The sequence below is a fragment of the Pseudomonas onubensis genome, from assembly GCF_965653655.1.
GTDB lineage: Bacteria > Pseudomonadota > Gammaproteobacteria > Pseudomonadales > Pseudomonadaceae > Aquipseudomonas.
Map to the genome: position 1 here is coordinate 48,896 of NZ_CBFHAZ010000013.1, position 21,778 is coordinate 70,673.

Genomic DNA, 21,778 nt, shown 5'->3' on the forward strand with positions numbered 1-21,778 from the left:
GGAGAGCCTTATGAAATTGCTGGTCGTGGAAGATGAGGCGCTGCTGCGCCATCACCTGTTCACCCGCCTGACCGACAGCGGCCATGTGGTCGAAGCCGTGGCCAATGCCGAGGAGGCCCTGTACCAGACCGGCCAATTCAACCATGACCTGGCGATTATCGACCTGGGCCTGCCCGGCATGGGCGGCCTGGACCTGATCCGCCAACTGCGCAGCCAGGCCAAGACATTCCCGATCCTGATCCTCACCGCGCGCGGCAACTGGCAGGACAAGGTCGAAGGCCTGGCCGCCGGCGCCGACGATTACGTGGTCAAGCCGTTCCAGTTCGAAGAGCTGGAGGCGCGGATGAACGCCTTGCTGCGCCGCTCCAGCGGGTTCACCCAGTCGACCATCGTCGCCGGGCCTTTGCTGCTGGATCTCAATCGCAAACAAGCCTCGCTGGATGAGCAGCCGTTGGCGCTGACGGCCTACGAGTACCGGATTCTCGAATACCTGATGCGTCACCATCAGCAGGTGGTCGCCAAGGACCGCTTGATGGAGCAGCTCTACCCCGATGACGACGAGCGTGATCCGAACGTCATCGAAGTGTTGGTGGGGCGTCTGCGCCGCAAGCTGGAAGGCCCGGCCGGGTTCAAGCCGATCGACACCGTGCGTGGCCTGGGCTACCTGTTCAATGAGCGCTGCCGTTGATTCGCTCGCTACGTGTGCGCTTGATGCTCGCGGCCACCACCCTGGCCGTGCTGTTTATGCTGGGCTTGTTGCCTGCCATGCAAGGCGCGTTCAGCCTGGCGCTGCAGGATTCCATCGAGCAGCGCCTGGCCTCGGACGTCACCACGCTGATTTCCGCCGCGCGGGTCGAAAACAACCGCCTGTTGATGCCGGCGCAGTTGCCGGACGAACGCTTCAACCTCACAGACAGTCGCCTGCTCGGTTACATCTACGACCGTGAAGGCCATCTGGTGTGGCGCTCGCGGGCGACCCAGGAAGAAAACATCAACTACAAGCCGCGCTACGACGGGCGCGGTAATGAATTTGCGCGGATTCGCGAAGCCAATGGCCAGGAGTTCTTCGTGTATGACGTCGAGGTCAAGCTGCTGGGCGGCAAGAGCGCGGCGTTCAGTATCGTCGCGCTGCAACCGGTGCGTGAATACCAACTGACCCTCGAAGGCCTGCAGGAAAACCTCTACCTCGGCTTCGGCGCAGCCTTGCTGGTATTGCTGACGCTGTTGTGGCTGGGCCTGACCTGGGGCTTGCAAGCCTTGCGGCGCTTGAGCCAGGAGCTTGACCAGATCGAAGGCGGCACTCGCGAAAGCCTTACCGAAGAACACCCCCGCGAACTGCTGCGCCTGACCGGCTCGCTGAACCGTTTGCTGCACAGCGAGCGCGAGCAACGGGCGCGCTACCGCGATTCCCTCGACGACCTGGCCCACAGCCTGAAAACCCCGCTGGCGGTGTTGCAGGGCGTGAGTGAAGACATGGCCCAACGCCCGGAAGAGCGCGGCCAGGCCTGGGTGCTGCAATCACAGATCGAACGCATGAGCCAGCAGATCGGCTACCAGTTGCAGCGCGCCAGCCTGCGCAAAAGCGGCCTGGTGCGTCATCAGGTGCGCCTGGAACCGGTACTGCAAAGCCTGTGCGACACGCTGGACAAGGTTTACCGCGACAAGCGCGTGACCGTGACCTTCGAGTTGCCGCCCGAGTGTGATGTGCCGATCGAGAAGGGCGCCTTGCTGGAAATGCTTGGCAACCTGCTGGAAAACGCCTATCGCTTGTGCCTGAGTGAAGTGCGCATCAGCCTGACGGAGAACCTTGAAGGTACTGAGTTGTGCATCGAAGACGACGGCCCTGGCGTGCCGCCCGATCAGCGTGCGCGGATTCTGCAAAGGGGTGAACGGCTGGACCGTCAGCATCCGGGGCAGGGCATTGGCCTGGCGGTGGTCAAGGACATCATTGAAAGCTACAGCGCGCGGTTGACCCTGGGTGACTCACCTTTGGGTGGCGCGGCGTTCAAGATTCACTTTCCGGCAGCTTGATCTTTATAGGCCATGCCGGCCTCTTCGCGAGCAAGCCCGCTCCCACATTTTGAATGTATTCACAAATCAAATGTGGGAGCGGGCTTGCTCGCGAAAGCGTCAGTCCAAACACTACAAATCTAACTCTCCTGCGCGCGGTAAGCCCCCGGCGTCAGCCCCGTCCACTTCTTGAACGCCCGATGAAACGCGGACGGTTCAGAGAACCCCAACTGTTCGGCAATCTCCTGCAACGACAAATCCGCGCGCCCCAAGTGATAAATGGCGATGTCCCGCCGCAACTCATCCTTGAGCGCCTGAAAGCTGCTGCCTTCTTCACGTAAATGCCGGCGCAGGGTTTGCGGGCTGATGTGCAGGTGCTGGGCGACGGCCTCCAGGTCGGGCCAGGGCGTGCGGTCGCGGCTGAGCAGGCGGCGCAGTTGGCTGCTTAAACTGTCGCCTTCATCCGGGCGCGACAACAGGTCGGCGGGTGAGCGCTCGAGAAAGTGCTTGAGGGTGCGCTCGTCCTGCAACAACGGCAGGCTCAAGTAGCGGGCGGGAAACACCAGGCTGCTGTTCGGCGCGCCGAATACCTGAGGGCAGGGGAACAGCAAATCATATTCGCCCGCATGCGCTGGCATCGGGTAGCTGAACGTGGCTTGCTGTAGCCGGATGCGCTGGCCGATCAGCCAACTGCCGAGGCGATGCCAGATCACCAGCAGGCACTCACTGAGAAAGTGGTCCGGGTCCCACAATTGCGAATCGTCCAGGCTCAAGCGGGCCATGTCGCCTTCTCTGGTCAGCTGCCAGCGCGGACCCTGCGGGAATAGGCTATAAAATAATAAGCCGCGTTCCAGAGCCTTCTCCAGGGTGCGGCAGTGAATCAGCGCGTGGCACATCATGGCGAAGGTGCCGCGCTTGCTCGGGCCTTCGGCGAACCCCAGGTATTCGTCGTCCAGCGCCAGCCACAGCATCTGCAACAACCGGGTAAATTGCTCCGGGGCGATGCGGGCGCGGGCTTCGCTCAGCAGTTCCGGTGTGATGCCCACTTGCAGCAGCAGGCCCGAACAGTCGTAACCCGCGCGGCGCGCTCCGCCCAGGGCGGCGCGGGCGTAGTGACTGGCGATGGTACGTTCACGCATGTGAGGGCCTCGTCCATGGAGTGGCGGATGTTAGCCATCCCCAGGTGGGGCGACAAGGCGGATATCCGCCAAATTGTAGGACGCGATTGGATGGGTGGGCGGAATTCCGCCACCTCATCCACAGTGGCGAGGGCGTGGTGTGGGTCCTCGGCCCTGATGTCTAAAGGCCTTCAGGGTTTTTTAGCAAAGTGGCACGGCGTTTGCGATAAGGACTACAGCGCAGGCTTGTTCCTACAGGCCTCGCAAACAACAAATCCCTCCAGTGCAGGAGGGTTCGCAATTCAAGTGTCGTGGGCAATGGCGGATCTTTGCCACACGGTGCGATTGAGGAACTTTGCAATGACGACTCGTCAGCCAATCTACAAATCCCTGTATTTCCAGGTGATCGTCGCAATCGTTATCGGTATTTTGCTCGGTCACTTCTACCCACAGACCGGCGTGGCCCTCAAGCCACTGGGTGACGGCTTTATCAAGCTGATCAAAATGGTCATCGCCCCGATCATCTTCTGCACCGTTGTCAGCGGCATCGCTGGCATGCAAAGCATGAAATCGGTGGGCAAAACCGGCGGCTACGCGCTGCTGTACTTCGAAGTTGTTTCCACCATCGCCCTGCTGATCGGCCTGATCGTCGTCAACGTTGTGCAACCGGGCGCCGGCATGCACATCGACGTAGCGACCCTGGACGCCTCCAAAGTCGCGGCCTACGTGACTGCTGGTGCAGACCAGAGCGTGGTTGGCTTTATCCTCAATGTGATCCCCAACACCATCGTCGGTGCCTTCGCCAACGGCGACATCCTGCAAGTGCTGATGTTCTCGGTGATCTTCGGTTTCGCCCTGCATCGCCTGGGTGCATACGGCAAGCCTGTGCTGGACTTCATCGATCGCTTCGCCCACGTGATGTTCAACATCATCAACATGATCATGAAGCTCGCGCCAATCGGTGCCCTGGGCGCCATGGCGTTCACCATCGGTGCCTACGGTGTAGGTTCGCTGGTGCAGTTGGGTCAGCTGATGATCTGCTTCTACATCACCTGCATCCTGTTTGTGGTGGTGGTGCTGGGCGCCATCTGCCGCGCGCACGGTTTCAGCGTGCTGAAGCTGGTTCGCTACATCCGTGAAGAGCTGTTGATCGTACTGGGTACTTCCTCCTCCGAATCCGCACTGCCACGCATGCTGATCAAGATGGAGCGTCTGGGCGCGAAGAAATCCGTAGTAGGCCTGGTGATCCCAACCGGCTACTCCTTCAACCTCGACGGTACTTCGATCTACCTGACCATGGCTGCCGTGTTCATCGCCCAGGCGACTGACACCCATATGGACATTACCCACCAGATCACCCTGCTGCTGGTGCTGCTGCTGTCCTCCAAAGGCGCTGCAGGCGTGACCGGTTCGGGCTTCATCGTACTGGCTGCCACCCTGTCTGCCGTCGGCCACTTGCCGGTTGCCGGCCTGGCGCTGATCCTGGGTATCGACCGCTTCATGTCCGAAGCCCGCGCACTGACCAACCTGGTGGGTAACGCGGTTGCCACCATCGTTGTGGCCAAGTGGGTTAAAGAACTGGACACCGACAAGCTGCACAGCGAGTTGGCATCCGGCGGCACCGGTATCTCCGATACCCGTCCGGAAGATGACCTGGGCGTGGCTGAAGGCCCTGCGCCTGCTATCAAGTAAATTGCCCGGGGTGTGAACAACACCCAAAGCCTGCAAACGCCCCGACTGGTTCGGGGCGTTTGCGTTTCTGACGTGGCGCTTTGGGTTTTGCTTGCTTTACAGTAAGTAAATACTTCATCCGCTGTAGGAGACCTGATGGACAGTGTGGATCTGAATGTCCTGCGCAGCGTGCTCGAATGGCGCCGCGCCGGGCACCGAGTGGTGTTGTACAGCGTGGTCCAGACCTGGGGCAGCGCGCCACGCCCGCCGGGGGCGATGCTGGCCTTGCGCGGCGATGGTGTGGTGATCGGCTCGGTGTCGGGCGGCTGCATCGAAGATGACTTGATCGCACGCCTGCAAGATGGCCGTTTGCCGGAGGATGGCCTGCCGGTGCAGCTGGTGACCTACGGCGTCACCCGCGATGAGGCGGCGCGTTTTGGCTTGCCTTGCGGCGGTACGTTGCGCCTGACTGAGGAGCGCGTGGATGACTTCGACTGGGTCTCGCAACTGCTGGCGCGTTGTGAAGACCACCAGATTGTCGCGCGTGAGTTGGACTTGAGCAGTGGCGCGGTCACCCTGAGCAGCGCGGCCAAGACCGATGTCGTGACCTTTGATGGTGAACGCCTGCGGGCTATCTACGGCCCGCGTTGGCGGTTGCTGCTGATCGGTGCCGGGCAATTGTCGCGCTACGTGGCTGAAATGGCGCGCTTGCTGGATTTCGAAGTGCTGATCTGCGACCCGCGTGAAGAATTCGTCTACGGCTGGGAAGAACAACATGGCCGCTTTGTGCCCGGCATGCCGGATGAGGCGGTGTTGAATATCCAGACGGATGAGCGCACGGCAATCGTCTGCCTGACGCACGATCCTCGATTGGACGATATGGCGCTGCTGACGGCGCTCGACTCATCGGCGTTCTACATTGGCGCCCTCGGTTCGCGGGTCAATACGCAGAAACGCCGGGAAACCCTGGCGGCGCTGGGTTTGTCGGCGGAGGCGATTGCGCGTTTGCATGGGCCGATCGGTCTGCATATCGGTAGCCATACACCGGCGGAAATTGCCCTGTCACTGATGGCGGAAATTGTCGCGATCAAGAATGGTGTAGCGCCAATGCAGAAGAAACCAATGCCCGTGGTGGCTGAGTAATGGTCACGGCGATTGTGCTGGCAGCCGGGCAGGGCAGTCGCTTTCGTGCTGAGGCCGGTGCTGATCAGGACAAGTTGCTGGCCGATTGCGTAGGCATCGATGGTGTGACACGCCCCGTGATCGAACAGGTATTGGTGAGCTTGCCCGAGTGCATCGTAAAGCGCTGGCTCGTCACCTCGCCGGACCGCCTGGCCGTTATTCGTTTGGCCAAGGCGTATGGCTGTGAAGTCTTGTTGCTGGACTCGCCAGGTATGGGCGACAGCATCGCGGCAGCCGTCGCAGCCAGTGGTGAGGCCGATGGCTGGTTGGTGGTGTTGGGGGATATGCCGTTTATTCAGTCGTCGTCCATTGAGCGAGTGGTTGATGCGGTCCAGGACGATGGCATCAGTGTGCCGGTGCAGGCTGGTAGATACGGGCATCCGGTGGCTTTTGGCCGGGCGCTTGGGCCGCGACTGATGGCATTGAGCGGTGATCGTGGCGCAAAGCCCTTATTTGCCCGGGCGGTGGTGCGGGAGGTGAGAGTGGAGGATCCCGGTGTGCTGTGGGATGTGGACCTGCCGCAAGCATTGAGTTTCGGCGCGGACTAAATGTGGGAGCGGGCTTGCTCGCGAAAGCGGTGCATCAGCCACCAGATTTATTGGCTGACACTCTGCATTCGCGAGCAAGCCCGCTCCCACATTCGATCTCCTGCTGCTTCCAAACCGCATAAAAAAGCCCCGCCTGATCACTCAGGCGGGGCTTTTTAGTGGCGGATGGAATCAGACGAGGGGTTTAGGCTCGTGCTCTTCTTCCAGGGCCTTGTGCTCAACCACGGCTTCAACAACCGGGGCTGGCGCTTCGACTACTTCGGCAGCCGGTGCGGCAGCGGCTGCAGCAGCGGCGGCTTCAGCTTCCTTGCGACGACGACGCACTTCACGTGGGTCGTTCGGCGCTCGGCCGTTTTCGGTCAGGGCGCTAACGGGAGCAGCTTCAATCACTGGCGCTGCGACTTCGGCAACCACGGGTGCTTCAACAACTACGGGCGCTTCAACCACGGGTGCAGGCTCCACCACTGGGGCGGGTTCGGCAACCACTTCGGCAACCGGTGCAGGCGCTTCTTCTACCACAGGGGCAGGTGCTGGCGCTTCAACCGGTGCAGCTGGCTCGGCAGTCCACTGGAAGGCGGTCTGTTCTTCGCGAACTTCACGCACTACCGGGGCGGTTTCTTCAACAACCGGCGCTTCAACGATGGCTTCAACCACTGGCTGAGGCTCGGCAGCAGCCACTTCGACTTCTGGCTGAACGTCGCGCACTGGCGAGGCTACTTCCACTGCCGGAACCACTGGGGCTTCGATCGGGGTAATGGCTTCGACGACTGGTGCTTCAACAATCGGCGCTTCAACCACTGAGGTCTCGGCAACCGGTGCTTCTACAGGCGCTGTTTCTTCAACAGCAGCGGTAGCGCGTTCAGCTTGCTCATGCGCCTGGGCTTCAGCCGGTGCGCTGATCACGCTGCTGGCAACGGCGGCAGTCACAGCCAGGCCGGCTGCCAGTTCGGCGCCCGTCGGTTCTGCGGTTGCCGCTTCGCCGTTCTCGCCGGTCTCTTCCGAGCCTTCGATCACATTGCCGTTGGCATCACGCTGACGCTCACGACGGTTGCTGCGACGACGCTGGCCACGGGAGCGGCGGCGTGGACGATCGCCTTCGGCGTTGTCCTGACCATCTTCCTGCAGTTGCTCTTCGCCGGTCAGCGTTTCTTCTTCTTCGCTGACAGCAGCAGCCTGCTCGGCGCGTGGTTGACGCTCTTCACGCGGTGGGCGCGGCTGGCGCTCTTCGCGTGGGGCGCGTTCTTCACGCGGCTGGCGAGCCGGGCGTTCTTCGCTTGCGGCTTCGGCAGCGACGGCAGCTACTGCCGGTGCAGCGTCCAGGGGCTCGCGCAGTTCACGCACGCGTTCTTCACGCTCGCCACGTGGCTTGCGGTCTTCACGTGGAGCACGCGGAGTACGTGGCGCGCGCTCTTCGCGCGGTGCACGTTCTTCACGGGCTACGGTTGGGGTTTCTTCACGGGCTTCGCGAGGTGCGCGTTCTTCACGAGGTGCGCGCTCTTCACGTGGAGCACGTTCTTCGCGCGGCTTGCGCTCTTCGTCACGGCGACCGTTGCGGTTACGGCTCTGTTGACGACCGTTGCGACGTTCTTCGTTACGGGCCGGGCGCTCGGTGGCTGGTTTTTCAACCACAACCGGCGCAGCAGGTTCTTCTTTGCTGGCGAACAGGCTGACCAGCGACTTCACCAGGCCCTTGAACAGGCTTGGCTCAGGCATGGCGGCTGGTGCGGCAACCGGTGCAGCCACTTCAGCCGGGACCGGTGCGTTGGCACGCGCCGGTGCCGTCTTCACGGCGGCTTCCTGGCGAACCAGGGTACGGGTCGCAGCGGCTGGCTGGACTTCTTCCACTTCGGCAGCGGCAGCAGCGATTTCGTAGCTGGATTGGCCGCTGTGGGCTTCCGGGCTGTCATCACGCAGGCGTTGCACTTCGAAGTGCGGCGTCTCGAGGTGATCGTTCGGCAGGATGACGATACGGGCACGGGTGCGCAGCTCGATCTTGGTGATCGAGTTGCGTTTTTCGTTAAGCAGGAACGCTGCCACCGGGATCGGCACTTGCGCGCGGACTTCGGCGGTGCGGTCTTTCAGGGCTTCTTCTTCGATCAGGCGCAGGATCGCCAGCGACAGCGATTCAACGTCACGGATGATGCCGGTGCCGTTGCAGCGTGGGCAGACGATGCCGCTGCTCTCGCCCAGGGATGGACGCAGGCGCTGACGGGACATTTCCAGCAGGCCGAAGCGCGAGATACGGCCAACCTGTACGCGGGCACGGTCAGCTTCCAGGCATTCGCGGACTTTTTCTTCCACGGCGCGCTGGTTCTTGGCCGGGGTCATGTCGATGAAGTCGATCACGATCAGGCCGCCGATGTCACGCAGGCGCAGCTGGCGGGCGATTTCTTCAGCCGCTTCCAGGTTGGTCTGCAGGGCGGTTTCTTCGATGTCGCTGCCTTTGGTGGCGCGCGCCGAGTTGATGTCGATGGACACCAGGGCTTCGGTCGGGTCGATTACGATGGAGCCGCCGGAAGGCAGTTCGACCACGCGCTGGAAGGCGGTCTCGATCTGGCTTTCGATCTGGAAACGGTTGAACAGCGGAACGCTGTCTTCGTACAGCTTGATCTTGCTGGCGTACTGCGGCATCACCTGGCGGATGAAGGTCAGGGCTTCGTCCTGGGCTTCAACGCTGTCGATCAGCACTTCGCCGATGTCCTGGCGCAGGTAATCGCGGATGGCACGGATGATTACGTTGCTTTCCTGGTAGATCAGGAACGGCGCGGAACGATCCAGGGAGGCTTCTTTGATAGCGGTCCACAGTTGCAGCAGGTAGTCGAGGTCCCACTGCATTTCTTCGCTGCTGCGGCCCAGGCCTGCAGTGCGCACGATCAGGCCCATGTCGGCCGGAGCGATCAGGCCGTTCAGCGCTTCACGCAGTTCGTTGCGTTCTTCGCCTTCGATGCGACGGGAAATGCCGCCGGCACGTGGGTTGTTCGGCATCAGCACCAGGTAACGGCCGGCCAGGGAGATGAAGGTGGTCAGGGCTGCGCCCTTGTTGCCACGTTCTTCTTTTTCGACCTGAACGATGACTTCCTGGCCTTCGCTCAGGACGTCCTTGATGTTCACGCGGCCTTCGGGGGCTTTCTTGAAGTATTCGCGGGAGATTTCTTTGAGGGGCAGGAAGCCGTGGCGCTCGGAGCCGAAATCGACAAAGGCAGCCTCAAGGCTTGGTTCGATGCGAGTAATACGGCCTTTATAGATGTTGGCCTTCTTTTGCTCGCGCGCACCGGATTCGATGTCCAGGTCATAGAGGCGTTGGCCATCTACCAGTGCAACACGCAACTCTTCGGGTTGAGTTGCGTTAATCAGCATTCTTTTCATGTTGTACCGTCGGTTTCCGGGCTGCCGGAAACGGCGTTCGGCACACACGACTTCTCACGGTCGGTGTCAGGTGCGTCAAGAGTGGTTGGCCACTCCAGTGTCCAGCAATAACGAGCCAATTGGGCCGGTATCGCGACGGACGCGTCCTGCTTGTTAGCGGTGGTGACAAAGGCACCACTTCAACAAAAGCTAAGGTCAGGAGGAGGAATCAACCGGCGACTGTGGACGAGATGAAGCGTCTTATAAGCCTAATGCTACACGGTCCGACGGTTGTGCATCTCCACCCTACACGTATCCCTGATAATTCGGGTGCTGCCGCGCGCAGAATCCGCAGCGGGTTGGCATTTACCGTGAACTCCAATGGGGAGTCCACGCTCATGGCTAAACAAGACTAGGTGTGGGCGACTGCGCTCTCACTCAGCTCTTAACAGGCGTTGTTTCCGAAGCATTCACCATGGTCTGGCTCAAGACTGACTGCACTTTGTGAACTGGCCGTAAATATCGGCGCAGAACGCGAGTATTCACTCTGCTTTCTGCACTCGCTTCAGGCCTCATGTCACCTGCGCTTGTTACAATCCTGAGCCTTCCAAGGTGGCGAAAGCCCCGTAGGACGGCCTCGCGTCCTGATGAATTGCGATGGTCAGGGCCGGCAGTTTGCCGCAAGTCCTCTGTCCAGGCCGCTTTTGGCGGCGTTCGCGACTATAGCAGCAATGATTAAGTGCTTCAATTCCATAAAAAATTGTTATCATCGCCGCCATGACGACTACCGCCCCCCAGACCCCCAGCGTCCAGCTGCTCGAGGTCTCGCCGGAATATGCCGGCCAACGCATCGACAATTTTCTCCTGGCCAGGCTCAAAGGCGTGCCCAAGACCTTGATTTACCGCATCTTGCGTAAAGGCGAAGTGCGCGTGAACAAGGGCCGCATCAAGCCCGAGTACAAGCTGCAGGCGGGCGATATCGTCCGTGTGCCGCCGGTGCGCGTGCCTGAGCGTGACGAGCCGGTGCCATTGGCCCAGGGCCTGTTGCAGCGCCTTGAAGCCTCGATTGTCTTTGAAGACAACAAACTCATCGTGATCAATAAGCCCTGCGGTATCGCGGTGCATGGTGGCAGCGGCTTGACGTTCGGCGTGATCGAAGCCTTCCGTCAGTTGCGCCCGGATGCCAAGGAGCTGGAGTTGGTCCATCGCCTGGACCGTGACACGTCCGGCCTGTTGATGATCGCCAAGAAACGCAGCATGTTGCGTCACCTGCACACCGCCCTGCGTGGCGATGGCGTGGACAAACGCTACATGGCGTTGGTACGGGGCAACTGGGCCAGCTCGATCAAGAGCGTGCGCGCGCCGTTGCAGAAGAGCAACCTGCGCTCCGGCGAGCGCATGGTCGAAGTGGACGAGGAGGGCAAAGAAGCCCTGACCCTGTTCAAGGTGCTGCGCCGCTTTGGCGACTTTGCCACAATGGTCGAGGCCAAGCCTGTGACCGGGCGTACCCACCAGATTCGTGTGCACACCCTGCATGCGGGCCACTGCATCGCTGGTGATACCAAGTACGGCGATGAGGATTTCTCCAGGGAAATTCGCGACCTGGGCGGCAAACGCCTGTTCCTGCACGCCTACATGCTCACCGTGCCGCTGCCCGATGGCGGCGAGCTGAAGTTGCAGGCGCCGGTCGATGAAATGTGGGCCAAGACCGTGGAGCGTTTGAGTGTCGCACCCTGACTACAAGCTGCTGATTTTTGATTGGGACGGCACGCTGTGCAATTCCATTGGGCGGATCGTCGACTCAATGCACGCGGCGTCGACCCGTTCGGGCTTCGAGTTGTGCACGGATCTGGCGGTAAAAGGCATTATCGGCCTGGGCCTGCCCGAGGCGATCCGTACCCTGTACCCGCAGATCAGCGATGCGCAACTGGTGACCTTCCGTGACCATTACGCCGATCACTACATAGCGCTGGAGGCCACGCCTTCGCCGCTGTTTGACGGTGTAAGGCAAGCCCTGGAAGCCTTTCGTGCCGAGGGTTATCACTTGGCCGTGGCCACCGGCAAGGCCCGTCGCGGGCTGGATCGAGTGCTCAAGGCTCACGGCTTTGAAGGGTATTTCGACATCACCCGTGCAGCGGATGAAACCGCCAGCAAACCTCACCCTCTGATGTTGGAGCAGATCCTGGCGCATTGCGGCGTAGCGCCGCGTCAGGCGTTGATGGTGGGTGATGCTTCCTTCGACCTGATGATGGCGCGCAATGCCGGCATGGACAGCGTGGCGGTCAGCTATGGTGCCCAGGCAGCCGAAGCCTTGCAGCCCTACGAGCCCAGGCTGACGATTGATCATTTTTCTGAACTGCAGGCCTGGCTCAGCCGGGCGTGATAAGTCTTTGCTGGGGTTAATGGCATGAGTGACGAGTGGAAAGCGCCCGAAAAGGCCGAAAGCGGTGATGATAAAAGCTGGAAACTGTTGGAGAAGACCCTGCTGGCCAGTGTTCAGGAACAGCGCCGTGCGCGGCGTTGGGGGATTTTTTTCAAGCTGCTGACGTTTATCTGGCTTATCGCCATGCTGGCGTTGTTCAGCCCGCTGATGGACATGGAAAAAAGCGCCACCCGTAGCAACAACTACACCGCCTTTATCGACGTGAACGGGGTGATTGCCGACAAGGAGTCCGCCAGCGCCGATAATATCGTCGGCGGCCTGCGTGCGGCGTTTGAGGATCCCAAGGTTAAGGGCGTGATCCTGCGCATCAACAGCCCAGGCGGCAGCCCTGTGCAGTCGGGCTACGTGTATGACGAGATTCGCCGGCTGCGCGGGCTGCACCCGGACATCAAGCTGTACGCAGTGATTTCCGACCTGGGCGCCTCGGGTGCCTATTACATCGCCAGCGCCGCTGACCAGATCTACGCCGACAAGGCCAGCCTCGTCGGTTCCATTGGTGTGACAGCGGCCGGTTACGGCTTTGTCGGCACCATGGAGAAGCTGGGGGTGGAGCGTCGCACCTACACTTCAGGTGAGCACAAGTCGTTCCTGGACCCGTTCCAGCCACAAAAGGCCGATGAAACCCAGTTCTGGCAGGGCGTGCTCGACACCACCCATCGTCAGTTCATTGCCAGCGTGAAGCAGGGGCGCGGCGATCGTCTGAAAGATAAAGACCATCCTGAGCTGTTCTCCGGCCTGGTGTGGTCCGGTGAGCAAGCATTGCCATTGGGCTTGATCGATGGCCTGGGCAGTGCCAGTTCGGTGGCGCGCGATGTGATTGGCGAGAAGGAGCTGGTGGACTTCACTGTTCAGGAATCGCCGTTTGATCGCTTCTCCAAGAAACTTGGCGCCAGTGTGGCGGAGAAGCTGGCCTACTACATGGGCTTCCAGGGTCCGACGCTGCGCTGATATTTCAGTCCTGATGTAGGTCGAAATGTGGGAGCGGGCTTGCTCGCGAATACGGTGGGTCAGTGACAGATATGTTGGCTGACACTCCGCTTTCGCGAGCAAGCCCGCTCCCACATTTGGTTTTGGGGTAGGGCCTAGGGGATTTGCACGCCTTGCGCCAGCAACATGTCCACCAGTCGAATCAGCGGCAGCCCCACCAGGCTGGTCGCATCCGGCCCTTCGGTGCTTTGAAACAGGCTCACACCCAACCCTTCAGCCTTGAAGCTGCCTGCGCAGTCATAGGGCTGTTCCACACGCAAATAACGCTCGATGCGCTCCACACTCAGATCGCGCATCTGTACGGTAAACGGCACGCAATCTACCTGGCAGTGGCCCGTCTCACTGTTGAGCAGCGCCAGGCCGGTCAAAAAGCTCACGCGTTTGCCGCTGGCCGCCAGCAATTGCTCGCGGGCGTTTTCAAAGGTGTGAGGTTTGCCGATAATGCGGCCATCGAGTGCGGCCACCTGATCGGAGCCGATAATTAAATGCCCTGGATGGCTGGCGGCGAGGGCGCGGGCTTTTTCTTCGGCCAGGCGCTTGACCAGGTCGATGGCGGATTCATTTGCACGATGGTTTTCGTCGATATCCGGCGAGCTGCAAGTGAACGGCAGGTGCAGGCGACTCAGCAATTGCCGGCGATAAACCGAGCTGGATGCGAGTAATAAAGGCAGCATGGGCGTCTCCTCAAGGCGGTCGCAGATTCTAGCGACGTGACCGGCTGACGCACAGGGCTGAATTTCCTTTGACATGGCTGGGTGCATCCCTATAATGCTGCGCCTATGTTGAATGACCCGATTCCACCTCACGTTGACCCGCGCAAATTGGCTGATCGTGGCACCACCCTTCAAGGTGAAGTGCTGCTGGCCGATTTGGAGAGACTCTGCGACCCGCTTTCCGACACTGTCGGTACGGTGCAGGCTAAATTCGTTTTTGAACGAGATGAACGTAAATCTGTGGTAATTCACAGCTTTATCGACACCGAAGTCAAAATGGTTTGCCAGCGTTGTCTTGAGCTGGTCACCCTGCCGATCCACAGCGAATGCAGTTATGCTGTGGTGAAAGAGGGTGCGAATACCCAGTCGTTGCCGAAAGGTTATGACGTGCTGGAACTGGGCGAAGATCCATTGGATCTGCATGCACTGATCGAGGAGGAGCTTTTGCTCGCCTTGCCCATTGTGCCTGCTCATCATCCGGAAGAATGCCAGCAGCCGGAGGGCCTTGATGACGAGGCCGAGCCGAGCGAGGACGAGGTAACGCGGTCCAACCCGTTCAGTGTATTGGCGCAGTTAAAGCGTGACCCAAACGTTTAGGAGTTAATCAATTATGGCTGTTCAGCAGAACAAAAAATCCCGCTCTGCCCGTGACATGCGTCGTTCGCACGATGCCCTGACGGCAAGCACTCTGTCCGTAGAAAAAACCACCGGTGAAATTCACCTGCGTCACCACGTATCGCCAGAAGGCGTATACCGTGGCCGTAAAGTGATCGACAAGGGCGCTGACGAGTAATCACTTGTCTGCTCAAGTCATCGCGATTGACGCAATGGGCGGGGACTTCGGTCCCCGCAGCATTGTTCAGGCTTGCATTGCCAGCCTTTCTGCTACGCCCTCGCTGCACCTGACCCTCGTCGGTCAACTCTCCTTACTTGAAGAACTGATTGCCAGCCATCCGGCGGTGGATCGCGCGCGCCTGACAATTACTGCGGCCAGCGAAACCATCGGCATGGATGAAAAGCCCGCGACGGCTTTGCGTGGCAAGCCCGACTCTTCAATGCGAGTGGCCCTTGAACTGTTGCGTGATGGCAAGGTGCAAGCCTGTGTCAGTGCCGGCAATACCGGGGCGTTGATGGCGTTGTCGCGCCATGTGCTCAAGACGTTGCCGGGGATTGATCGGCCGGCCATGGTGGCTGCGATTCCGACGCAGCAAGGCTATTGCCAACTGCTGGACCTGGGTGCAAACGTTGATTGCAGTGCCGAGCACCTGCTGCAATTTGCCGTGATGGGCTCGGTGGCCGCTGAAACGTTGGGTGTGGCCCGGCCACGCGTGGCGTTGCTCAATATCGGCACAGAGGACATCAAGGGCAACCAGCAGGTCAAGCTGGCTGCTGCCTTGTTGCAGGGCGCACGGGGCTTGAACTACATCGGTTTTGTCGAAGGTGACGGTTTGTACCGAGGTGAGGCAGATGTGGTGGTGTGCGACGGGTTTGTCGGCAATATCCTGCTCAAGTCCAGCGAAGGCCTGGCGACCATGATCGCCACGCGTATCGAAGCCTTGTTCAAGCAGAACCTGGCCTCACGCATGGTTGGCGCGCTGGCGTTGCCGTTGATGCGCCGTCTGCAGGCAGACCTGGCGCCGGCACGGCATAATGGCGCGAGTTTTCTGGGGCTGCAGGGCATTGTGGTAAAAAGCCACGGCTCGGCCGGTGTGCAGGGCTTTCAAAGTGCGATTGCGCGGGCGTTGATCGAGATCCAGGAAAACCTGCCGCAACGTTTGCACGGGCGTCTTGAGGATCTGTTGCCTTAGGCGAATCGGCCCGGGAGTGCTTAAATGTGACCGGCCAGTTCAATTGACCATCCAATCTGTCAGTTTCGTTCGCGCCCACCGTCGGTGCGAGTATTTTTGACGACCAGATCATTAGGGGCTTGTTACATGTCTACATCCCTCGCATTCGTCTTTCCAGGGCAGGGTTCGCAGTCCCTCGGCATGTTGGCCGAGCTGGGCGCGCAACATCCGCTGATCCTGGAAACCTTCAAGGAAGCTTCCGATGCCCTGGGTTACGACCTGTGGGCACTGACCCAGCAGGGGCCGGAAGAGCAACTCAATCAAACCGATAAAACCCAGCCGGCGATCCTGACCGCCTCCATCGCCCTGTGGCGCTTGTGGCTGGCCGAAGGCGGCGCGCGCCCGGCATACGTGGCCGGTCACAGCCTGGGCGAATACAGCGCCTTGGTGGCCGCCGGCAGCCTGACCCTCGCTGAAGCGGTCAAGCTGGTCGAGCGTCGTGGCCAGTTGATGCAAGAGGCTGTTCCAGCCGGGCAGGGCGGCATGGCCGCTATCCTCGGCCTGGATGACACTGTGGTGATCGAAGCCTGCGCCGAAGCGGCCCAGGGCGAAGTGGTCAGCGCGGTGAACTTCAACTCCCCTGGCCAGGTGGTCATCGCGGGCGCCAAGGCCGCTGTCGAGCGCGCCATTGAGGGCTGCAAGGCCCGTGGTGCCAAGCGCGCCTTGCCGTTGCCGGTGAGCGTGCCGTCGCACTGCGAGCTGATGCGCCCGGCGGCCGAGCGCTTTGCCGAGTCCATCGCCGCCATCAATTGGCAGGCGCCGCAGATCCCGCTGGTGCAGAACGTCAGCGCGGCCGTTGCCGCCGACCTCGACACCCTCAAGCGCGACCTGCTGGAGCAGCTCTACAAGCCGGTACGCTGGGTTGAGTCGGTACAGACCCTGGCTGCCAATGGCGCCACTGAGCTGGTCGAGTGCGGCCCGGGCAAAGTCCTGGCCGGCCTGAACAAGCGCTGCGCCGATGGCGTGTCGACTGCCAACCTCAATACCCCGGATGCCTTCGCTGCCGCGCGCGCGGCACTGGCCTGAAACCCTTTAGGAGAAGCCTGCATGAGTCTGCAAGGTAAAGTTGCACTGGTTACTGGCGCAAGCCGTGGCATTGGCCAGGCGATCGCCCTGGAACTGGGTCGTCAAGGCGCGGTTGTGATCGGCACCGCCACTTCCGCTTCGGGCGCTGAGCGTATTGCTGCGACCTTGAAGGAAAACGGCGTACAAGGCACCGGTCTTGAGCTGAACGTGACCAGTGATGAGTCTGTTGCTGCTGTGCTGGCTCAAATCACTGCACAGTTCGGCGCACCGGCTATTCTGGTGAACAACGCCGGTATCACCCGTGACAACCTGATGATGCGCATGAAAGACGACGAGTGGTACGACGTGGTCGATACCAACTTGAACAGTCTGTTTCGCTTATCCAAGGGCGTTTTGCGCGGCATGACCAAGGCGCGTTGGGGCCGAATTATCAATATTGGCTCCGTAGTGGGTGCCATGGGCAACGCAGGCCAAGTAAACTATGCAGCGGCCAAGGCCGGTCTGGAAGGTTTCAGCCGTGCATTGGCCCGCGAAGTCGGTTCGCGTTCGATTACGGTCAACTCGGTGGCCCCAGGGTTCATCGACACCGATATGACCCGCGAACTGCCGGAAGCACAGCGTGAAGCGTTGCTGACCCAGATTCCGCTGGGCCGTCTGGGCCAGGCTCAAGAGATCGCAAATGTGGTCACTTTCCTGGCATCCGACGGTGCGGCATACGTGACTGGGGCTACAATCCCGGTGAACGGCGGGATGTACATGAGTTAAATTGTGACGGATCGCTTCAAAAAAATGTCATACGAGCTGTCTAAAATCCGTTATAAAGCTGCAACTTAATTTATAGGCCGGTGGCCGGTCGGGTACGAGGGTGAAGCTTTCAGTTGAAAAGCTGAAAAGGCTTTCTATACACTTACCCACTGGCCAGCTGCCTGAATTTGTCCATTAGGAGTTAAACAAGGTATGAGCACCATCGAAGAGCGCGTCAAGAAAATCGTTGCCGAGCAACTGGGCGTTAAAGAAGAAGAAGTGACCAACTCCGCTTCCTTCGTTGAAGACCTGGGTGCCGATTCCCTTGACACCGTTGAGCTGGTGATGGCTCTGGAAGAGGAATTCGAGACCGAAATCCCGGACGAAGAAGCTGAAAAAATCACTACTGTTCAAGCTGCTATCGACTACGTTACTGCCCACCAGGCGTAATAGTTTGTAGTCGTCGCTTGCTGACAGGGAAAAACCGCACTGCTGTAACGGCGTGCGGTTTTTTCTTTAAGCGGTGATGAAAAGTAAGCTGCGAAGCAAAGTGTCGTCATTAGAAAAAGGAGAGTGCTGTGTCGCGTAGACGCGTCGTAGTCACCGGTATGGGTATGTTGTCGCCACTGGGTACGGATGTGCCGAGCAGTTGGCAGGGCATTCTGGCTGGCCACAGTGGTATCGGTCTGATCGAACACACGGACCTTTCTGCCTATTCCACCCGTTTTGGCGGCTCGGTAAAGGGCTTCAATGTCGAGGAATATCTCTCGGTCAAAGAATCCCGCAAGCTCGACCTGTTCATTCAATACGGCCTGGCAGCCGGTTTTCAGGCGGTGCGTAATGCCGGCCTGGAAGTCACCGACGCGAACCGTGAGCGCATCGGCGTGGCCATGGGTTCGGGTATTGGCGGTTTGACCAATATCGAAGAAACCAGCCGCACGCTGCACGATTCCGGCCCTCGTCGAATTTCACCGTTCTTCGTGCCGGGCTCGATCATCAATATGATTTCCGGTTTCCTGTCGATCCATTTGGGCGCACAGGGGCCCAACTACGCCATTGCCACCGCGTGCACCACCGGTACGCATTGCATCGGCATGGCGGCGCGTAACATTGCCTATGACGAAGCCGACGTGATGATCGCTGGCGGCGCCGAAATGGCTGCCTGCGGCCTCGGCATGGGTGGCTTCGGCGCGTCCCGAGCGCTGTCGACGCGCAATGACGAGCCGACTCGCGCCAGCCGTCCGTGGGACAAGGGCCGTGATGGCTTCGTACTGTCCGACGGTGCCGGTGCGCTGGTACTCGAAGAACTGGAGCACGCCAAGGCGCGCGGTGCCACTATCTACGCCGAGCTGATCGGTTTTGGCATGAGCGGTGACGCCTACCACATGACCTCGCCGCCGTCCGACGGTGCCGGTGCTGCACGTTGCATCACCAACGCCTTGCGCGATGCGAAGGTCAACCCCAACCAGGTGCAGTACATCAATGCCCACGGCACTTCGACCCCGACTGGCGACCTGGCGGAAGCCGAAGCCATCAAGTCGGTGTTCGGCGAGCACGCCTACAAGCTGGCAGTCAGCTCCACCAAGTCCATGACCGGCCACCTGTTGGGTGCGGCCGGCGCGGTCGAGGCGATCTTCAGCGTCATGGCCATCAAGGATCAGGTCGCTCCGCCGACCATCAACCTCGATGAGCCGGACGAGGGCTGCGACCTCAACTTCGTGCCTCACGAAGCGCAACCGATGCCGATCGACGTGGTGATCTCCAACTCGTTCGGTTTCGGTGGCACCAACGGTTCTTTGGTGTTCCGCCGGTTCGCCGAGTGATGCACAGCTGGGTCGACGGTCAGCCAGCGGACAGCGTGCCCCTGAAAGATCGCGGCCTGGCGTATGGCGATGGCCTGTTTGAGACCATCGCCGTCAAGGCTGGGCAGCCGGTGCTGTTCGAGCGGCACCTGCAACGCCTGGAAGAGGGTTGCAGGCGCCTCGCCCTGGTTGCGGACCACACGCTGATCCGCAGCGAAGTGCTGGCCTATGCCGCTGCCTTGGGCAGCGGTGTACTCAAATTGATCCTCACCCGTGGCGACAGCCTGCGCGGCTATGGCATCAACCCTGGCGCTCCGGTGCGCCGTATCTTGCAGGGCAACCCGCCCGCTGCTTATCCTCAAGCCCATGCAACCGATGGCATCCGCCTGTTTGCGTGCGCCACCCGCTTGGCCGAGCAGCCGTTGCTGGCCGGTCTCAAACACCTGAATCGCCTTGAACAGGTGATCGCTCGCGCCGAATGGCAGGATGCCGAACATGCCGAGGGCTTGATGCTGGATATGTCCGGGCGCGTCCTCGAAGGCGTGTTCAGCAACCTGTTCCTGGTGCGCAATGGCTTGTTACTAACCGCTGATCTGAATCGTTGCGGGGTTGCTGGCGTGATGCGCGCGGAGATTCTGGCGCAGGCGCAAACCCTGGGCATCCCGGTAGCCGTGGTCGACATCAGCATGGAACAGTTGCAACAGGCCGACGAGGTCTTTGTGTGCAACAGCGTTTATGGCATTTGGCCCGTACGTGGTTGTGCTGGGATGAGCTGGTCGGTTGGGCCGCTCACCCGTAAACTGCAGGGCATTGTTCGCGCACTATTGGAAATTTGAGTTGATACGAAAACTGGTTTTACTGCTGCAGATCGGCCTGGTCTCGGCAGGCTTGCTGCTGGGCTTCTCGGCCTGGAAGCTCGACTCTGCGCTGAAGCAGCCCCTGAATCTGACCCAGGAACAATTGCTCGATGTACCTGCCGGTGCCACCCCGACGGGCACCTTCAATCGCCTCGAAACCGAAGGCGTGCTGGATGGCGCCTTCTGGTTGCGCCTTTACTGGCGCTTCAACCTCGACGGCCAGCCGCTGCACAGCGGTGAATACCGCATGACCCCAGGCCTGACTGCCGAAGGCCTGATCGCCCTGTGGCAGCGTGGTGAAGTGGTGCAATACAGCCTGACATTGGTGGAAGGCTGGAACTTCCGCCAGGTGCGTTCAGCGCTGGCCAAGCACGAAAAGATTGTGCAGACCCTGTCGGGCCTGAGCGATAACGAAGTGATGGATAAGCTCGGCCACCCGGGCGTGTTCCCCGAAGGGCGATTCTTTCCTGACACCTACCGCTTCGTGCGCGGCATGACCGATGTCGAATTCCTGAAAAAAGCCTATAACCGCCTGGACGATGTACTGGCCCAGGAATGGAGCCAACGCGCCGCCGATGCGCCGTACACTGACCCTTACCAGGCGCTGATCATGGCCTCCCTGGTAGAAAAGGAAACCGGTGTGCCGCAAGAGCGCGGGCAGATCGCGGGTGTGTTCGTGCGCCGTCTGAAAATCGGCATGCTGCTGCAGACCGACCCCACGGTGATCTACGGCCTGGGCGAGCGCTACACCGGCAAGCTGACCCGCGCGCACCTCAAGGAAGCCAACCCCTATAACACCTACATGATTGCCGGCCTGCCGCCGACGCCGATTGCCATGGTCGGCCGCGAGGCCATCCATGCGGCGTTGAACCCGGTGGCCGGCAGTAGCCTGTACTTCGTCGCCAGGGGCGATGGCAGCCATATTTTCTCCGATGACCTGGATGCGCATAATGCCGCCGTGCGTGAGTTCCAACTCAAGCGCCGCGCCGATTACCGTTCCAGCCCGGCCCCGGCGGTAAAACCGCCGGAAGACGCGACACCACCGGCCGATGCCGCGCCGGTTGAAAAAACCGCCGAGCCTGCATCAGAAGCTACGGCGCCACAAAATCCGCAATGACCCCCCCAGCTAAGGACAGCGTTGTAAGACTGGCAAGGAGCCATTTCTGAATCAGAACAGACTTTAAGTGACTTGGATCGACACGCTCGATCCAGGTCTATCTTGCGCATGCAGTTGCATGACAAACACTCGCGTATAGCGCGGGCGGTCTGTCAACAACATGCAGGGTTATGCTCCCAGCTTCGTTCAGACACTCCGATGTTTCTGATTTTTTTCATCTCTTTGATAGTGAGCGCTTTTCATGCTGAATTCTTTCACTGTTTCAAATGCGTCACTGGAGGCGAACGTAACGCTTCGTTCTGATCCGGATTCAAAATTTGGAACATGGATATCAGTGTTGATTGGCAAAAACGGCAGTAGAAAAAGTT

20 protein-coding genes are annotated in these 21,778 nt (G+C 60.2%); 17 read left to right on the forward strand and 3 right to left on the reverse strand.

All coding sequences use genetic code 11. From position 1 onward, the window contains the following. Nucleotides 1-10: 10 nt before the first annotated feature. Together ACTD9P_RS07190 and ACTD9P_RS07195 are read left to right on the forward strand one after the other, a co-directional pair. Nucleotides 11-688 carry a response regulator gene (locus tag ACTD9P_RS07190; RefSeq protein ID WP_017138377.1) on the forward strand — a complete coding sequence of 226 codons (678 nt, stop codon included), beginning with the start codon at nt 11-13 and terminating at the stop codon, nt 686-688. After that, entirely contained in the window at nt 685-2,031 is a 1,347-nt protein-coding gene (locus ACTD9P_RS07195) for an ATP-binding protein (protein WP_058420767.1), read from the forward strand. The genes ACTD9P_RS07190 and ACTD9P_RS07195 overlap by 4 nt, the downstream gene beginning before the upstream one ends. A gap of 119 nt (nt 2,032-2,150) precedes the next feature. On the opposite strand, the gene ACTD9P_RS07200 is transcribed toward ACTD9P_RS07195, so the two are convergent. After that, a complete protein-coding gene (locus tag ACTD9P_RS07200; protein ID WP_438867170.1) occupies nt 2,151-3,149 on the reverse strand; it encodes an AraC family transcriptional regulator in 999 nt (332 codons plus the stop codon). 339 nt (nt 3,150-3,488) lie between these two features. Between ACTD9P_RS07200 and ACTD9P_RS07205 the strand changes: the two genes are divergently transcribed. The 3 genes from ACTD9P_RS07205 (at nt 3,489) to ACTD9P_RS07215 (ending at nt 6,529) form a co-directional block, all read left to right on the forward strand. Beyond that, the gene (locus ACTD9P_RS07205) at nt 3,489-4,820 is read left to right on the forward strand and encodes a dicarboxylate/amino acid:cation symporter (RefSeq protein WP_017138374.1); all 1,332 of its coding nucleotides are present in this window, start codon (nt 3,489-3,491) and stop codon (nt 4,818-4,820) included. A 135-nt stretch (nt 4,821-4,955) separates the two neighbouring features. Continuing rightward, complete coding sequence (locus ACTD9P_RS07210; protein ID WP_438867171.1) at nt 4,956-5,942, forward strand: XdhC family protein; 987 nt, start codon at nt 4,956-4,958, stop codon at nt 5,940-5,942. Further along, nucleotides 5,942-6,529 carry a nucleotidyltransferase family protein gene (locus ACTD9P_RS07215; protein WP_438867172.1) on the forward strand — a complete coding sequence of 196 codons (588 nt, stop codon included), beginning with the start codon at nt 5,942-5,944 and terminating at the stop codon, nt 6,527-6,529. The genes ACTD9P_RS07210 and ACTD9P_RS07215 overlap by 1 nt, the downstream gene beginning before the upstream one ends. Before the next feature lie 171 nt (nt 6,530-6,700). Here ACTD9P_RS07215 and rne read toward each other — a convergent pair whose 3' ends face one another. Beyond that, the gene (rne, locus tag ACTD9P_RS07220) at nt 6,701-9,895 is read right to left on the reverse strand and encodes a ribonuclease E (RefSeq protein ID WP_438867173.1); all 3,195 of its coding nucleotides are present in this window, start codon (nt 9,893-9,895) and stop codon (nt 6,701-6,703) included. 756 nt (nt 9,896-10,651) lie between these two features. Here rne and rluC point away from each other — a divergent pair. From rluC to ACTD9P_RS07235, 3 genes are read left to right on the forward strand one after another with little or no spacing between them, the layout of a single operon-like run. Further along, nucleotides 10,652-11,611, forward strand: a complete 960-nt coding sequence (gene rluC / locus ACTD9P_RS07225) for a 23S rRNA pseudouridine(955/2504/2580) synthase RluC (protein ID WP_056861649.1) — start codon at nt 10,652-10,654, stop codon at nt 11,609-11,611. Next, nucleotides 11,598-12,257 carry an HAD-IA family hydrolase gene (locus tag ACTD9P_RS07230; RefSeq protein WP_438867174.1) on the forward strand — a complete coding sequence of 220 codons (660 nt, stop codon included), beginning with the start codon at nt 11,598-11,600 and terminating at the stop codon, nt 12,255-12,257. The genes rluC and ACTD9P_RS07230 overlap by 14 nt, the downstream gene beginning before the upstream one ends. Nucleotides 12,258-12,281: 24 nt before the next feature. Then, nucleotides 12,282-13,265, forward strand: coding sequence for a S49 family peptidase (locus tag ACTD9P_RS07235; RefSeq protein WP_065929321.1), 984 nt, complete (start codon nt 12,282-12,284; stop codon nt 13,263-13,265). Between the two features lie 134 nt (nt 13,266-13,399). Here the strand turns inward: ACTD9P_RS07235 and ACTD9P_RS07240 are convergent, their stop codons facing one another. Next, the gene (locus ACTD9P_RS07240; RefSeq protein ID WP_438867175.1) at nt 13,400-13,978 is read right to left on the reverse strand and encodes a Maf family protein; all 579 of its coding nucleotides are present in this window, start codon (nt 13,976-13,978) and stop codon (nt 13,400-13,402) included. A 105-nt stretch (nt 13,979-14,083) separates the two neighbouring features. On the opposite strand from ACTD9P_RS07240, the gene ACTD9P_RS07245 reads away from it, so the two are divergent. From ACTD9P_RS07245 to mltG, 9 genes are all read left to right on the forward strand, one after another. After that, complete coding sequence (locus tag ACTD9P_RS07245) at nt 14,084-14,614, forward strand: YceD family protein (RefSeq protein WP_005790551.1); 531 nt, start codon at nt 14,084-14,086, stop codon at nt 14,612-14,614. Between the two features lie 13 nt (nt 14,615-14,627). Beyond that, a complete protein-coding gene (rpmF, locus tag ACTD9P_RS07250) occupies nt 14,628-14,810 on the forward strand; it encodes a 50S ribosomal protein L32 (protein WP_008152339.1) in 183 nt (60 codons plus the stop codon). Between the two features lie 4 nt (nt 14,811-14,814). After that, nucleotides 14,815-15,825: a phosphate acyltransferase PlsX gene (plsX, locus tag ACTD9P_RS07255; protein ID WP_438867176.1), complete on the forward strand. Its 1,011-nt coding sequence runs from the start codon at nt 14,815-14,817 to the stop codon at nt 15,823-15,825. Between the two features lie 126 nt (nt 15,826-15,951). Next, the gene (gene fabD / locus ACTD9P_RS07260) at nt 15,952-16,890 is read left to right on the forward strand and encodes an ACP S-malonyltransferase (RefSeq protein WP_438867177.1); all 939 of its coding nucleotides are present in this window, start codon (nt 15,952-15,954) and stop codon (nt 16,888-16,890) included. 21 nt (nt 16,891-16,911) lie between these two features. Next, on the forward strand, nt 16,912-17,655 hold the full coding sequence (gene fabG, locus ACTD9P_RS07265; protein WP_010566560.1) for a 3-oxoacyl-ACP reductase FabG: 744 nt from the start codon (nt 16,912-16,914) through the stop codon (nt 17,653-17,655). A gap of 192 nt (nt 17,656-17,847) precedes the next feature. Further along, nucleotides 17,848-18,084: an acyl carrier protein gene (gene acpP, locus ACTD9P_RS07270; protein ID WP_016973676.1), complete on the forward strand. Its 237-nt coding sequence runs from the start codon at nt 17,848-17,850 to the stop codon at nt 18,082-18,084. 128 nt (nt 18,085-18,212) lie between these two features. Next, nucleotides 18,213-19,457, forward strand: coding sequence for a beta-ketoacyl-ACP synthase II (fabF, locus tag ACTD9P_RS07275; protein WP_200433820.1), 1,245 nt, complete (start codon nt 18,213-18,215; stop codon nt 19,455-19,457). Further along, nucleotides 19,457-20,272: an aminodeoxychorismate lyase gene (gene pabC / locus ACTD9P_RS07280; protein WP_438867178.1), complete on the forward strand. Its 816-nt coding sequence runs from the start codon at nt 19,457-19,459 to the stop codon at nt 20,270-20,272. Before fabF ends, pabC begins: the two co-directional genes overlap by 1 nt. A gap of 1 nt (nt 20,273) precedes the next feature. Continuing rightward, entirely contained in the window at nt 20,274-21,410 is a 1,137-nt protein-coding gene (mltG, locus tag ACTD9P_RS07285) for an endolytic transglycosylase MltG (RefSeq protein ID WP_438867179.1), read from the forward strand. Nucleotides 21,411-21,778 lie beyond the last annotated feature (368 nt).

Bases quoted from the DNA above. Each gene is read 5' to 3' on its own strand.
- ACTD9P_RS07210 (WP_438867171.1), top strand. From the start codon at position 4,956: ATGGACAGTGTGGATCTGAATGTCCTGCGCAGCGTGCTCGAATGGCGC.
- fabD (WP_438867177.1), top strand. From the start codon at position 15,952: ATGTCTACATCCCTCGCATTCGTCTTTCCAGGGCAGGGTTCGCAGTCC.
- rne (WP_438867173.1), bottom strand. From the start codon at position 9,895: ATGAAAAGAATGCTGATTAACGCAACTCAACCCGAAGAGTTGCGTGTT.
- fabG (WP_010566560.1), top strand. From the start codon at position 16,912: ATGAGTCTGCAAGGTAAAGTTGCACTGGTTACTGGCGCAAGCCGTGGC.
- rpmF (WP_008152339.1), top strand. From the start codon at position 14,628: ATGGCTGTTCAGCAGAACAAAAAATCCCGCTCTGCCCGTGACATGCGT.
- ACTD9P_RS07200 (WP_438867170.1), bottom strand. From the start codon at position 3,149: ATGCGTGAACGTACCATCGCCAGTCACTACGCCCGCGCCGCCCTGGGC.
- ACTD9P_RS07235 (WP_065929321.1), top strand. From the start codon at position 12,282: ATGAGTGACGAGTGGAAAGCGCCCGAAAAGGCCGAAAGCGGTGATGAT.
- ACTD9P_RS07245 (WP_005790551.1), top strand. From the start codon at position 14,084: ATGTTGAATGACCCGATTCCACCTCACGTTGACCCGCGCAAATTGGCT.
- ACTD9P_RS07215 (WP_438867172.1), top strand. From the start codon at position 5,942: ATGGTCACGGCGATTGTGCTGGCAGCCGGGCAGGGCAGTCGCTTTCGT.
- ACTD9P_RS07205 (WP_017138374.1), top strand. From the start codon at position 3,489: ATGACGACTCGTCAGCCAATCTACAAATCCCTGTATTTCCAGGTGATC.
- ACTD9P_RS07190 (WP_017138377.1), top strand. From the start codon at position 11: ATGAAATTGCTGGTCGTGGAAGATGAGGCGCTGCTGCGCCATCACCTG.
- acpP (WP_016973676.1), top strand. From the start codon at position 17,848: ATGAGCACCATCGAAGAGCGCGTCAAGAAAATCGTTGCCGAGCAACTG.
- pabC (WP_438867178.1), top strand. From the start codon at position 19,457: ATGCACAGCTGGGTCGACGGTCAGCCAGCGGACAGCGTGCCCCTGAAA.
- rluC (WP_056861649.1), top strand. From the start codon at position 10,652: ATGACGACTACCGCCCCCCAGACCCCCAGCGTCCAGCTGCTCGAGGTC.
- ACTD9P_RS07240 (WP_438867175.1), bottom strand. From the start codon at position 13,978: ATGCTGCCTTTATTACTCGCATCCAGCTCGGTTTATCGCCGGCAATTG.